Origin of the sequence: Bacteroides nordii (genome assembly GCF_019930665.1) — a bacterium.
In the GTDB taxonomy this organism is placed as follows: Bacteria; Bacteroidota; Bacteroidia; order Bacteroidales; family Bacteroidaceae; genus Bacteroides; species Bacteroides nordii.
In genome coordinates this window covers 3,353,775-3,367,788 of sequence record NZ_CP082886.1, presented here as the reverse complement: position 1 = coordinate 3,367,788, position 14,014 = coordinate 3,353,775, and the positions used below count along the sequence as shown (strand labels likewise).

General features: G+C 42.2%; 9 protein-coding genes and 1 riboswitch. Of the genes, 1 reads left to right on the top strand and 8 read right to left on the bottom strand.

Going from position 1 to position 14,014, the window contains the following annotated elements; genetic code table 11:
• Positions 1 to 46 precede the first annotated feature (46 nt).
• Positions 47 to 670, top strand: coding sequence for an HAD family hydrolase (locus K8P02_RS13370; protein ID WP_025866737.1), 624 nt, complete (start codon positions 47 to 49; stop codon positions 668 to 670).
• Positions 671 to 809: 139 nt separating this feature from the next.
• Here the strand turns inward: K8P02_RS13370 and K8P02_RS13365 are convergent, their stop codons facing one another.
• From K8P02_RS13365 to K8P02_RS13330, 8 genes are all read right to left on the bottom strand, one after another.
• Positions 810 to 2,210: an MFS transporter gene (locus tag K8P02_RS13365; protein ID WP_002562448.1), complete on the bottom strand. Its 1,401-nt coding sequence runs from the start codon at positions 2,208 to 2,210 to the stop codon at positions 810 to 812.
• Between the two features lie 81 nt (positions 2,211 to 2,291).
• Entirely contained in the window at positions 2,292 to 2,762 is a 471-nt protein-coding gene (nrdG, locus tag K8P02_RS13360; protein WP_002562447.1) for an anaerobic ribonucleoside-triphosphate reductase activating protein, read from the bottom strand.
• A gap of 106 nt (positions 2,763 to 2,868) precedes the next feature.
• On the bottom strand, positions 2,869 to 5,262 hold the full coding sequence (locus K8P02_RS13355; RefSeq protein ID WP_002562446.1) for an anaerobic ribonucleoside triphosphate reductase: 2,394 nt from the start codon (positions 5,260 to 5,262) through the stop codon (positions 2,869 to 2,871).
• Between the two features lie 190 nt (positions 5,263 to 5,452).
• A riboswitch (cobalamin riboswitch) is annotated at positions 5,453 to 5,642 on the bottom strand.
• 96 nt (positions 5,643 to 5,738) lie between these two features.
• The gene (gene trhA, locus K8P02_RS13350) at positions 5,739 to 6,389 is read right to left on the bottom strand and encodes a PAQR family membrane homeostasis protein TrhA (RefSeq protein ID WP_002562445.1); all 651 of its coding nucleotides are present in this window, start codon (positions 6,387 to 6,389) and stop codon (positions 5,739 to 5,741) included.
• Positions 6,390 to 6,998: 609 nt separating this feature from the next.
• Complete coding sequence (locus K8P02_RS13345; protein WP_195349999.1) at positions 6,999 to 8,909, bottom strand: DUF3857 domain-containing protein; 1,911 nt, start codon at positions 8,907 to 8,909, stop codon at positions 6,999 to 7,001.
• 7 nt (positions 8,910 to 8,916) lie between these two features.
• A complete protein-coding gene (locus tag K8P02_RS13340; RefSeq protein WP_025866738.1) occupies positions 8,917 to 10,908 on the bottom strand; it encodes a DUF3857 domain-containing protein in 1,992 nt (663 codons plus the stop codon).
• Between the two features lie 11 nt (positions 10,909 to 10,919).
• Positions 10,920 to 12,938, bottom strand: a complete 2,019-nt coding sequence (locus K8P02_RS13335) for a DUF3857 domain-containing protein (protein WP_223381367.1) — start codon at positions 12,936 to 12,938, stop codon at positions 10,920 to 10,922.
• A gap of 157 nt (positions 12,939 to 13,095) precedes the next feature.
• Complete coding sequence (locus tag K8P02_RS13330; protein WP_025866739.1) at positions 13,096 to 13,995, bottom strand: diaminopimelate dehydrogenase; 900 nt, start codon at positions 13,993 to 13,995, stop codon at positions 13,096 to 13,098.
• Positions 13,996 to 14,014: the final 19 nt, after the last annotated feature.

Here is a 14,014-nt window from a genome sequence, read left to right as displayed (position 1 = left end):
TAGGAAGATAAGGCTTATCTTTGCCCTGAATATAACATCGGGTATTATGGTAAAGAGCATTGTATTTGACTTTGGGGGTGTCATTGCTGACATAGATCGTGATAAAGCGGTTCAGGCCTTTATTAAGTTAGGACTGAAAGATGCAGAAACACGTTTGGATAAGTATCATCAGACTGGTATTTTCCAGGAGTTGGAAGAAGGTAAACTGACAGCAGAAGGATTTCGGGATAAGCTGGGAGAATTGTGCAGACGTGAGCTGACAATGGAGGAGACCAGACAGGCATGGCTGGGATTCTTCACGGGGGTAGATATACGCAAGCTTGATTATATGCTGGAACTCAGAAGGTCTTATCATGTATATATTTTAAGTAATACGAATCCCTATGTAATGTCGTGGGCATGCAGTCCCGGATTTTCTTCTCAGGGGAAGCCTTTGACGGATTATTGTGATAAATTGTATCTGTCTTATCAGGTAGGTTGCACCAAGCCTGAACCGGAAATATTTAACTATATGTTGAAAGATAGTGGTATGCTTCCTTCCGAAATACTTTTTGTTGATGATGGAGCTTCGAATATACATATCGGCAAAGAGTTTGGGCTGCATACTTATCAACCGGAGAATGGTATGGACTGGCGGAAAGAATTGTCACAGTTGTTAGCAGGTCTGTAAAGTACCGGTATGTGAGAGTTACTTTGCCTGCATGCAGAGTACGCCTTGGCTGTATGTACGCCGGGCGTATCCTGCATGCAGGCAATATATATACTCTGTGTATCGCTTTTGTTGAGGTATATGGAGGAAATACATGATATTACTTTACCGTTGAAGGTTGAGAAATCCGTAATCCGCTGATAATAGCTGCTGCCACTGCAAATCCACTTCCTACGAGCAAGCAGACGGAGGTACTCTTTTCATGTGCTATGAAGCTGAATAGCAATGCAACAAGTGTTGTTCCGAATGTTTGTCCCAATAACCTTGCCATTCCCAACATTCCGCTGGCTCCTCCCGACCGTGTGGTAGGTGCGGAGGATATGATCGTACTGTTATTGGGTGTTTGAAACAGACCGAAGCCTGCACCACATAGTGCCAATCGCCAGATAATGCTGAGATCGGTTGATCCTGCGGTGAGTGTAGACAGTGAAAAGAGTCCGGTTGCGAAAAGTATCATACCGATACTTCCTAAGATTCCCGGATGGATGCGTTCAACAAGGTATCCGGCTGTAGGTGCGGTAATCAGAGTGGCAATAGGCCATGGAGTCAGTAGTAAACCAGTCATAACCTCACTGTGTCCCAACGTGTTTTGCAGAAAAAAAGGCAGGGAAACCATTGCCAGCATCTGTGCGGTAAACGAACAGATGGAAGTACTGATGGATAAAGTGAAAATGGGTATTTTTAGTAAATCCAGCGGCAAAAGCGGAGAGGATTGTCCCAATTGCCGACGAACGTAGTAGATGCCTACTATAACCAATATAACTATCTGAATGGCAATGTAGTCCATTCGCTCGTGATGAGCAAATCCGTCCATTGTATAAATAAGTAGTCCGAATGTAACTGCGTTGGCAATAGCACTTTTTATATCAAACTTACGTTTGGAACGTTCTTCTTTCCGGGGTAGATATTTGTGTCCGAGTATCAGGGCTGTTACTCCCAGAGGTATGTTGATGGCAAATAGCCAGTGCCATGAACTGACGGCAAGTATGGCGCTTGCTATGGAAGGTCCTGCTGCTGCGGATATGGCAACTACCATTGCATTGATTCCCATTCCGCGTCCAATCTGGTTGCGCGGATAGATGGTACGTAATTGGGCTGTGTTCACGCTGGTAATGGCAGAGGCACTGAATCCCTGAAAGATACGTGCAAGTGTCAGTGTCCAGAATGAAGTAGACAGTGCGCAGATTAATGAGGTGATGCAAAAGAGCGCTATTCCCGAGAGATAAACACGTCTGTATCCGTATATTTCTCCTAACGAAGAAAAGGATAATAATGAAATTACGATTGCCAGCTGGTATCCGTTCATAATCCATGTGATAACGGAAGGAGATACATCGAAGTCGTGTGAAAGAGTGGGCAATACGATATTTACAATATTAATATCAAGTACCGACATGCAAAGTGCAAAAGATATGGCTACTACCGCCCATATCCGTCGCGGAAGGGGAAGGCCGTCTGTTTCTTCTGTGTCAGAAGCTTTTGGGGGAAGTGTTTGGTCCATAAACGAAAAATGCTTTAGTCTTGCAAATTAAACAAAACAAAAACATTTTCAGTTGTTAGGATCAGTTGAATATAAGTTTTTTTAGCGGTGCAGGCGAATCACCCGTTGGTTGCTGCTTCCTCTGAACTCCAGATGAGGAGAGTAGAGTGCCTGGATGAAACGCCCTTCTACAAGTACATCAATATAAGGCAGGGCGGCTGCCAAGCGGGGCTGTGCCTGTATCTCTTCATAGGTATATCCGGTGTAACACCAGATGTTTTGCCGGGTTTCTTCCTTTATCCGTTTCACTAATAAAAGAAAAGCTTCGGGATTAAAAAACGGATCGCCTCCCGAGAAGGTTACTCCATCCAAGAGTGGATTCGTTTTTATTTCACGGATCATATCCATGATTCGTTCTTCTGTCAGCTCTTCACCGGCACATGGGTTCCAGCTCTCCGGATTGTGACATCCCGGACAACAATGGCGGCATCCTGCCAGATAAATGGAATACCGGATGCCTTCACCATCTACTATCGTTTCCGGATAAGTGTATAGTAAGTTGAGAGTCTTCATTTGATTTAGTTGAAAATGGAAAATTGAAAGTTGAAAATGGAAAATTAGCTGCGTGCATTGTCATACTGAATAGTAATTTTCCATTTTCAACTTTCAATTTTCAACTCTACAAGTGTTTTACTCTATCTTTTTCTTCTGCCCGTTTAGCCGAATTCCACGAACTTAAATCACCTGTCAGGTAGCCGGTGATGCGGCGCATACGCAAAATATTCTCGCTTTGGCATACCGGGCATTTGTCATAAATGACTCCCTTGTATCCACAGTTGTGACAGGTGTCTACCGGGTGATTAATAGAGCCATAGCCGATACCTTCGTCATACATGACTTTTACAATTTTAGCGATGGCACGTATATTTTTCTGTGCTTCACCATCCAACTCTACATAAGTGATGTGCCCTCCGCGTGTAATGGCATGGAAGGGGGCCTCACGTTTAATTTTTTCTACGATGCTGATGGGCTCTTTTACATCCACATGGAAAGAGTTTACGTAGTAATCATTATCAGTTACCCCTTCAATTTTGCCATATTTACGGCGGTCCATCCGGGTGAAACGTCCGGAAAGACCTTCGGCTGGAGTTGCCAGCACAGAATAGTTAAGGTTATATTTAGCTTTATATTCGTCTGCTACTTTATTCATTTCCATCACAGTCTCGTACAAAGTATTCCACGCTTTATCGCTGTGACCATGTCCTTTGCCATAGAGTGCTACCATGGCATTGTGTCCGCCAATGAAGCCAATACCTAATGTACCGCTGCGCAATACATCGCCTACCTCTTCGTTTGGATTCAGGTTGCCGCCTCCTTTCCATACGTCATTGCCCATCATAAACGGGAACTGGCGTGCCAGAGCAGTGCGCTGATATTGATAACGGGCATAGAGCTGATCGGCTACTAAAGTGGCCATCTCATGTACTGATTCCAGGAAAATCTCTTTGGCTTTCATCTCAATGGCATCCGTATTACGCTTGTCTTCAATGATATTTTCTGCCTTAATGCGTGCCTCAATAGCTAAGCGGGGCATATTCAGAGTGGTGAATGAGAGATTTCCGCGTCCTAATGAAGATTTTTCTCCGACAACATTCTCAAATACGCGTGTACGACAACCCATTGTTGCCAATTCATAGCGATAACGTTTCGGATCGTTGGCATCCCATTTCTCGTTTTGGTTGAACGGTGCATCCAGGAACATAAAATTGGGGAATAGTGCCTTGGCTGTTGTACGGCAGGCTTTCAGAAAAAGGTCGAAGTTGGGAGCACTGAAAGTCATGCGCCCTTCCTCTGCTGCTTCAAAATCACTCATTGCCTTTTGATAATCTTCTTCTGAGTAAGATACTCCGTTTTTTACCTTAAATATCTGAATGGGGAATACCGGTACTTCTCCGCGGGTACCGAGCCCTTCGATAGTGGCTGTCAGTAGTTCTTCAATCACCATGCGCCCTTCGGCAGAAGTATCTGTTCCGTAATTTATAGAACTGAACACCACCTGGTTGCCTCCACGTGAATGCATTGTGTTGAGGTTGTGAATAAAGCCTTCCATAGCCTGGTGCGTATCTTTGCGAGTCTGAAAGTAAGCTTTTTCTATGACTCGTGCCAGATGTTCTTTGTCTATATTGATCTGCAGAGCGGTTAGCGCCATACGCAGTGTTTCGCGTTCTAGTTCACTGGTTTTGATAGAAGGAAGGTGTTCTTCTATTAATGCGCGGATCGCTTTTTCTTCTACAGCTGTGTTGCTTTCCATTGCAACGTAGAAACTGATGAATGAACTCAGATGCTTGCGGAATGATTTGCTTACTCCCTTCGCCATGAAGAAGTCGAATGCAGGGATTGCTTGTCCGCCATGCTGCTCATTCTGGTTGGTCTGAAAGATGATAGTGGCGAGTGTTGCATAGCTTTGTATGCTTTGTGGAGTACGGATACTTCCGTTTTTGGTACGGAACCCGCGCTCGAAGAGGTCGTCCATATCATACTGAATACAGGTCGTCGTCTTTGTCGGATAATAATCCAGATCGTGGATGTGAATGTCGCCCAACTGGTGTGCTTCTGCAAATCGTTTGGGTAACAGGTATTTATATGTATAGTCTTTGGTCACTTCCGATGCAAAGGTCATCATCTGACCTGCCGGAGTGTGACTGCTCATATTTGCATTGCTCAGATTTACATCGTTTTTGTCAATGGCTACAATACCATCCATTACGTGTTTCATTTGAGTTTTTTTATCACGTTCTGTATTACGCCATTCGCGGTAGATAATGTACTTTTTGGCTACTTCGGGCCGTACTTTCATTAATTCTTTTTCTACCAGATCCTGAATCTCTTCTACAGTAATAGTGGGATTGGAAAAACGGCTGATGACATTCATGGTAATGTCAGCCACGAGCTGCTGCTCTTCGGTGATGCCGGAGGCACTGAACGCTTTGGTTATAGCGTTCTTAATTTTACTAATAGAGAAATCTTCTCTTTTACCATCACGTTTGATGATACAAATTTCAGCGTAGTTCATAACTTTAACTCCCGAAAGCTTTGTTCAGTTGACAGTGGACAATTGACAATTGACAGTTTTTGGCTGACCAAAAGGCAGTTGACGTTTGACAACTGAGTGGTTAATAAAAATATAGGCGGCAATTAAAATCGGATAAACAGTAATCGCTCACTGCCAACTGTCAATTGTCAACTGTCAATTGTCCATTGTTAATTGTCCATTGGTTCCGGCCGGTCTTCTGACTTATCCCTCCTTCGCACGCCTTCCCACGCATAAAACGCAGTGACATAATGTGCGGATTCTCAGAGAATTACAGCAGCGGGTACTGTCGCCGATTTGCACAGCGTTCCCTTGTGACTAAACCTCTTTTTAGTTCCGGAACCGGGACAAAGATAAGAGATTTACTTATAGGTATAAAGGCTTTTAACATTAAATTTCGGGAAACTTTTCTTTCTTCCTGATACAGAAAGTTTTCCAAAACGGAAAACTTTTAAGATTTATAAGACCATCCAGATTGCTATAATATGCCCTACGCTACCTCCCAGGCAGAAGAGATGGAATACTGAATGCATATAAGGTTTACGAAGAGAATAGAATACTGCACCGATGATGTAAGATGCACCTCCACCTATCAACCACCAGAAAGCAGGTGAAGCTCCCATCTCCGAAAGACAGTTCATTAGTGGTTTCAGGGCTATTAGGATAGCAGCACCCATTCCAATGTAACAACATGTTTCGAGGTTACTGTGTTCTTTCAGTTTCTTGAAACTCAGAATAAAACCTGCAAGTGCGGAGAGCCATACGAAGGTGAAAATTCCCCATCCCCATCCGCCGGCATGCCGCATCACCAATAGTGTAAATGGGGTATAAGTGCCTGCGATATGCAGGTAGATAGCTCCGTGGTCAAATTTACGCAACAATTCTTTTCTCGGTCCCGGTCTGGAAGCATGATACCAGGTTGAACTGATATAGGACGATAACATACCTGCCAGATAGACTGCAATGCAGGTAACTGCCCAGTTCGGCTCACTACCGGTAGCCGCTTTTACCAGCAGGAAGTATCCGGCTATAACTCCCAGCAAAATTCCGGCAGCGTGACTGAGTGTATTAGCGAGTTCTTCGCCATGAGTATATCGATGATTATCCAATGTTGCACATTTTAGCTTTCGGCCGTAAAGGTACTCTATTTTTCTAAAACATTTTCCTGGTGGCAGTTTAAAAATGGATAATAAGGGTACTTGCTCAGATATGAATCTATTTACGATTAGACGATTTACGATGTACGATTGAAGTTACTCTTTTAAAAGCTTGTTTCAGCGCTGTCAGAAACGGAGTAATCCCAATCGTAAATCGTCTAATCGTAAATAGATTCATATCTGAATAGTAACGAAGATTATGGGTATATCTTTTCGGTAGCGGAAGTGCCCCTAAACGACATCGTCACCGTTGCCCGGTGTCGTACTTTGTTTTTCTCAGAAAGGAACGTTCCTTTTCCCGGTGAGCAGCCTTGTTTTACATGTACATGTTTCACTGCTCCACATGTACATGTCGTACTGTCCCACATGTACATGTCGTACTGCTTTACATGTACATCTAAAACAACGCTACACACCGAGGCATCATACGTTCCTCTATGAGGCAGAGCTTTATTGATACCGGAGAAAGAGACTGATGGTAATGACAAACACCATTTAGCACAAAATTGATTCTAATGAACTAAACTCACCATAGAATTACAGAATTTCACAGAGTTTCAATTAACCATCGCTTGGCGTACTTCCCCGTGCGGGAAGCACTTCTTTTTTTAAGATAATCTTGCTATTGTATTGTCCTGCTATCTGCTTGCGAAATTCAAGAAAATCTTTATAAGATTCTTTAGGGTAAACGCCTTTGTGCATTAGTAAACGGTGTACAATATATATTTCCTTGCCCTTCACTTGTAAAGAAGAGCTAAAGGTACCGAAATTGTTTTCCGCTTTATAGCTTTTGGGAAGAGATTCTATGGCATATCCTTCCGGTATTTGCAAAAGAATGCTGTCTGTATCCAGATAGCCGTAGTTGATATGGACATCCTGAATACGTTGTTTGAGTTCGGGCGTAATAAAACCCTTTCGAAAGATATTGGCAGGAATAAATAGTCGGTTACCTGTCTTGTTTCCATATTGCTCGGTATCCACCGCGTATTGCAGAGCAATCTGGGGGATTGCATCTTTTTTCTCGGTTATCTGTACATCACTTATGTTGGCTTGTACCAGGTTGATATTAGAACGCAAATGATCTTTTTGTCGGGCGGGTTCAAGGTGGGTAATGCCTATCATGTTTTCATATTGGAAAAGACGGGAAGTTTCACAAGCCTTTACTTTTGCTCCTCCGGTAGGGGTAAGTGTGATTTGGGCAATTGTTGTTTGTGTGTTGAGTGAATCGGGGTAGGAGGGTAATCGGTGAAGTTTACCTCCGTCCGGTGTAACGAGGAGAGCATCGTGTCCGGCAATGTCACTGTGTATATATCCAAAAGGTAATTGCGGATTGGTACACTCCAGCCAAAGCGTATCTCCGGGGAGTGGAACTTGCAGGATGACATGGTTCATCTGATTGGCACTGGAAAAGTCGGGCAGTAGCCGTTCATTGTCTGTGCTGATGGCAGTATATACAGAAGAGATGCCCAGTTCATTCAACATAGCACGGGTGTAGTTGGATAATCCTTTGCAATCGCCGAAACCCGCGCGGCAGACGTCGGCTGCTGCAATGGGTTGCAATCCTCCGATACCTAACTGGATACTCACATAGCGCGTTGTAGTAGCCAGGTAGTTGTAGATGGCTTGTACCTTTTCACGGGGAGTTGTACAATGGGCAGTTAATTCACGTAGTTTTGTTTTTATAGGTTCAGCCAGTTGGTCACGTCCCGTGAGTAAGCTGTTTTGCCATGCGCCATATGATTGCCAGGTACTCATATCTCCTTGTGTACCATCAAAGATAAATTGCCCCGGCGAAAAATAAATCCGGGGAATACGCTCGGGTAGTGATGCACCGAATGGTTCATATTCGAGGGCGGCTATTGGTCCTATAGATGCCTCTGTGAGGGTACTACCGTCCGGGGTTGTTTTTTGTGTAATATCTGTCTGGATATTGATTGCCCGGTAGCGGGTAGGTATGTTTGGGGGAGTCCGGAGACTGTATACAGCCTTGACCACCGATTGATTGTACATTTTTTGAGGAACAAAATTCGGATAGGCTATCAGCCCGTCTTTGCATTTCACTTCCCATTCATATTTTATCGTAAGCGGATAGCGTGGGAGGTTGCACTCGTAATAATAAGTATAGTCATCACTGGTTAGTCCCGAAGAGTATTCAGTCATTTGTAAATCCGATTTCTTAATTTTGCGGATGACCTTGCCGGTCGGGTCTGTAATCTCTCCGGAGAATTTCCGCAGAGAACGAAACTTGTCACACATACAAAAGAAGTGTGCAGCGTTTCGTCCTTTTTCATTAAGAATGGTGATAGTATAACTTTCTTTTTGCAGAGCACTTGTTGCCGATTCACAGATAATCTCTGTGGTGGCATTTTGTACGACGGAGTAGGCGTCGCGAGTAATGTCTACTTGTGCTCGTATAGCAAAAGGTACAAGCAAGAGTAACAGAATACTACTGTATAATTTGTTTCTTGTCATGATCACTTTACAATTTTTTTAGTACTACTGTTTCATTATTCTTTTCTGCTATTACTTTCCAGAAGTGATGCAGTCCGGCATACTCTGTTGGTAGATAAAGCAATTTGCTGGAGTTGAATATATAATTGATTGTTAGTTTATTGCCTTGTACGGCAATATTGTAACGACACATGCCTTGACCATCTTCAGTTTTTATCTGTAGTGCCTCAGGCAGTTCATCTACTGCATATCCTTCAGGGATGGTCAGATTAACGGACAATGTGATTTGTTCTGCATAGGGATATTCTACAGGAAGCTTTCGTTCGGTTTGAGTGAAGGGATTCTTTTCTGTGTGCAGAAACACGAGCGGGTTTAAGTAAATGAAGTTGTCGTTGACGGTAGCTTGCTTTTCAAATATGATAGTTTCTTTGACTTGCGGAGAGAACTTGTTGATACCTTGTGTATTGAATACACTTATTTTTACGTCTTCTTTCGATGCCAGTTCGTTAACAAATTCTGTACTGTCTTTGGCTGTCTGATATTTTTTTCTGAAGGTAGAGGCATATTGTCCCATATAGCTTGTGTTACGGCTACCGTATATTTTACCATCCGGGCTGATAACTGCATTTACCATAGAGCGTAATTGATTTTTACAGGTTTGACTCAAATCGACCCATCTGCTTTGGCGACCTCCTATTATTGCCCGTGCCCGGTTTACCATTAGCACGGGAGGAAGTACATTCAGGTAGCCATGGGTTACTGAACCGTCCAGATAGACAAGTGTACTGTCTGTATTGGCTATACCTACAATGAAGGTATTCAGTTTCTGTATGCTAGGGTGTGCGTAAGGAAGTATTCCCATACTGCGGCGGCTCATAACTATCGGGAAAGAGGGAATGCCTGCATCCTTGAGCATGCTCATCAGGATGAAGTTGATTTCGGCATTGTTACCTATACCTTCTTTTACTGTTTTTTTACTTTTACCTCCATAAAGTGCATATTCTTCATTCCAGGATATTTTCTTTTTTAATAAAGTGTAAATAGCAGCTATTTTTTCTTCATTACTTTTTAAGTTATCTAAGTTTAAGGCAGCCATTTCTTCCCGGTATGGATTCTGTATTTTAAGTTGTCCGCCAAATTCACTGTCATCCAGTAATGCTTCATCTATATTCTCCCAGGTTTGGGTAAATGATTTATAGAGTGCTCCCGGAAAATCAAGTCCACCCAATTCAAGATTGACCTGTGTACCGTAATCTTCTACGCACCAGATGTAATTATCATCATGCAGGCCCGGTAGCTTGTTACCTTTGAAACACAAATGCCGACCGTTACATTGAAATACTTGCCCTCCGATAACGAGATTGACGCCAACTGTTTCATCCTCGGTTTGCAGTTGCTCTGTTCCGTGCATATCCAGGTTGAATTTGAAATATTCGGGCACGGTGATATCATATTCTGTATAATGAACAGGAATAGACTGTTGGGCACTCCAGTTATTTATATGGAAATAGAAGTCGGACAATATCTTATATCTGTATTCAATGACGGTTCCCGGTTTTACGTTAGGAACAGAGAATTTAACTTGCATGTATTTATCATTGAGGCGTTCTTTAAAGATGAATTCGCGTTTCATTTTCGTACGTACCGTTTTGCCCTCCTCTATATTATAGGCGAAAGCATCTATCTGACTTACTATTTCTTTCATGGAACTCCCTTTCTTGTCCTCATAATACGGTATGACAACATTGGCAAAAGAGGTTCCCTCTGGTTTGAGTACTTTGATTTTAGTTTCATAAATGTAGTTGATCCGGAAGTCATTATTGACAACATCATAGAAAACATTCGTCTTCTTGCAGAGTACTACGGCTGCGGCCGTGGTGTCCGGTTCGTAAACTGTCATTTTGAGTTCTTCGTCCGAGGGCTTTCCGAATTTCGTATTAACCTCCGGGGTCGTTGTTTCTTGTCCCAAAACACCGCTTGCTATGAAACAGGTGATAACAATGAATAGTGTGCGTTTCATTTCTTATATGTTTAAAGTTTTTTGAGTACAATGAGTGCATTGTTTTTTTCGGCAGTGGCGGCCCACAATGCTTGTAAATTAGGATATTCCGCCGGTTCAAAATGAAGCTGTTTCACTATAAACATATATTTCAACCGAATGATTCTTTCCTCTTTTTCGATGTAGTAATGACAACTGACCCCCTTCTTTTCGGTAATATATACCTGGCTTTTGGGAATTTCTTCTATTTGATATCCTTCAGGCAATATGAGGGTGTTTGTTACGGTGTACATATAGGCTTGAGGCAAGTCTATGGGCATTACTCTATCTGCCTGTATAAAGGGATTTTTGCTGATATGGGTAAATAACATCGGATTGATATACAGGTATTCTTCGTTGGCATTGTCTGCTTTCCGGGTGAATTGTATAGCTTCATAAACAGAATTATTGGCTGCATCAATCTTTTTTTGTGTGTAATTTGTAATGTGACAATCATTTTGGGCTTCGTGTTTTCTTATGAAATCTATACTGTCTTTGGCCTGCTTATACTGATTGATACGGTCGAATGCAAAATGGCCTGTACGTTTAATTTCTTGTGTTCCTGTGAGCAACTGTTCGGGTGTCAATGTTGCACGGATTGTCATGCTAATTGTATTATTGGGGATTCGGGTAAGGTCTACCCACTTTTCCTGGTCACTTAACTTGTTGACAATCCGGGCTTTTTCTACAGTTAATTTTTCGGGCAATACATTTGGGAAAACTTCCGGCATAGAACAGTCAAGATAGATAATCTTTTGTTTGTCAGTATGTATAGCCACTACAAAAGTGTTTAGTTTTTGTAGGGATGGATAATGAATGGGAAGTCTTCCCGTATTACGCATACGTAATACTACGGGCCATGCTTCAATGCCACAATCACGCAACATATTTATAAAGATAAAATTAAGGTCGGCATTACTTCCTGTTCCTTTTTTTATCGTTTTTTTAAGATCGGGGCTATAGAGTTTGTACTCTCCGTTCCATGTCATTTTTTGTTTTAGTAGTTTAAAGGTAGCTTCCACTCTCTTTTCAAATGGCATATCTGTTAGTTGTAACGCTGCCATTTCCTCATGGTAAGGATTAAACAGGAAAAGCTGTTGGCCGAAATCTTCAAAATCTTCTTTCAGTAAGAAGTTATCAATATCTTCCCAGGTTTGAGTATACGACTTATAATTTTCGTCTTGTTTCACTCCTTGCAGATCAAAAGAAACACTTACCTTGTGGTCATTGCTACACCATATATATTCTTCGTCATTGGGTAATGCCGGAAGATGGTGTGCAGTAAAGGTGAGTTCGCGTGCGTGTACCGAGAGAGTTTTTTTGACTTGTCCCAATCCTCCTAAAGTAGTATGTTCTATTGTGTATCCACCATCTTTCTCTTTTACTTTTATTCGGTCTCTGCCTTGCATTTCGATGTTGAAGATAAAGATATTGGGTATCAGGATACTGTATTCACTGTATATTGTAGGAATTTCTGTTTGCATCACCCAGTCTTCCAGTTGAAGATAATAATCGGATGCCTGTTTATAACGGTATTCAATTACAGTTCCTTCTTTTACGGCAGGTATGGAAAACTTGAGTTGCATATACCGTTCATTGATGCGCTCTCGTACGATAAAGTTGTTTTTAGTGGTTGTCTTTACTCGTTTACCATTTTCCAGATTGTAGGCATAAGCTTCCAGATCATAGATATTATCTCTATTCTCTGAGGTCTGTTCCGGTGCATAATAGGGGATATTGATGTCGGCATATTGTTTGCCTTCTGACTTTAGTATCTTTATTTTCACACTACGTTGTGTGATAAGTACGAATTCATTATTAGTATATCTGTAATTGCTTTTCCCTATATCATATAATACAATGGCTGTTGCTGTGGTATCGGGTTCGTAAACAGTCATTTTTAGTTCATTATCCGATGGTTTTCCAAATTTCAAGGTCGGCTCTATCGTATGTCCGGAAATGTGCAAATTGAAGAAGAATACCAGAAATTGTATAGTTAGTGTGTATTTCATAATTATTTGTGTTTTTGTTAATATTACAAATATATGTAAAAAGACATAATAACGGTTCTTTTCAGTATTTTTTTTGTAAAAAAGGAGTAAAAAGCAAAGGGATTGCTCAAAAAATGAGCAATCCCTTTGCATGAATGTAGAGTTCGGCTATTATTATTTACACCAGGTGGCCGATCCATTCTTCGCGATCACCCGGGAGAAGATCAATTACGGGAATTTCAATCATCGTGTAGCATCCCGGTTGTTGACGCATAGAAGCGCGGGCAACACAAACCAGAACCTGTGCTGTCAGGGCAGGGTTATTGATGCGCATATTGAATTCAAATAACTGATTTTGTGTTTTACCGGATACACCTTTACGGGTCAGGTTTACGCCATGCCCCATGTCAAGAAGTGCGTCGACGTTAGGTACTTGTTGTACGTGAGTTTCGTCGTTTACAAAATAAGCGTCAGATTTGATTGCAGCAGCCACTTCATCAAATTTGTAGCCATCTTTCAGCTCGATGTATACCATACGGCGATGGATTCCGGTTCCGGTAGGAATAGTCATTGAAAGGGCGGCTTTTACTCCGTCAATAGCTTTTACTGCTACGGTATGTCCCATGCTCATGCCCGGACCAAAGTTTGTATAAGTGATACCTTTGGGAGCAATGGCTTCCAGCATAGTGCGTACAATGGAGTCACTACCCGGATCCCAACCTGCTGAGATGATAGATACAGCTCCGTGTTCTTTTGCAGAAATACTGAGTTCACGGCGAAGTGCGGTAATACCTGTGTGAATATCGAAACTATCTACTGTATTGATTCCTAATGCTAAAATTTCTTTGGCGTATGTTTCTACGCTACGGGTAGGGGTACAAAGGATTGCTACATCTACTCCCTGCAGTTCTTTTATATCTTTTACTACGGCGTAATCATTTAGTTCGGTTGGTTTGTTTTCAGCTCCTGCGCGGCGAACTACACCTGCTATTTCAAAGTCCGGGGCTGCCTGAAGGGCTTCCAGTACATAACGGCCAATATTACCATAACCAACAATGGCTGCTCTTACTTTTTTCATTCTTTTATGGGTTTCGTTT

Excerpts from the sequence above, each read along its gene's own strand:
- K8P02_RS13370 (WP_025866737.1), top strand. The coding sequence starts at position 47 with ATGGTAAAGAGCATTGTATTTGACTTTGGGGGTGTCATTGCTGACATA.
- K8P02_RS13365 (WP_002562448.1), bottom strand. The coding sequence starts at position 2,210 with ATGGACCAAACACTTCCCCCAAAAGCTTCTGACACAGAAGAAACAGAC.
- nrdG (WP_002562447.1), bottom strand. The coding sequence starts at position 2,762 with ATGAAGACTCTCAACTTACTATACACTTATCCGGAAACGATAGTAGAT.
- K8P02_RS13355 (WP_002562446.1), bottom strand. The coding sequence starts at position 5,262 with ATGAACTACGCTGAAATTTGTATCATCAAACGTGATGGTAAAAGAGAA.
- K8P02_RS13345 (WP_195349999.1), bottom strand. The coding sequence starts at position 8,909 with ATGACAAGAAACAAATTATACAGTAGTATTCTGTTACTCTTGCTTGTA.
- K8P02_RS13340 (WP_025866738.1), bottom strand. The coding sequence starts at position 10,908 with ATGAAACGCACACTATTCATTGTTATCACCTGTTTCATAGCAAGCGGT.
- K8P02_RS13335 (WP_223381367.1), bottom strand. The coding sequence starts at position 12,938 with ATGAAATACACACTAACTATACAATTTCTGGTATTCTTCTTCAATTTG.
- K8P02_RS13330 (WP_025866739.1), bottom strand. The coding sequence starts at position 13,995 with ATGAAAAAAGTAAGAGCAGCCATTGTTGGTTATGGTAATATTGGCCGT.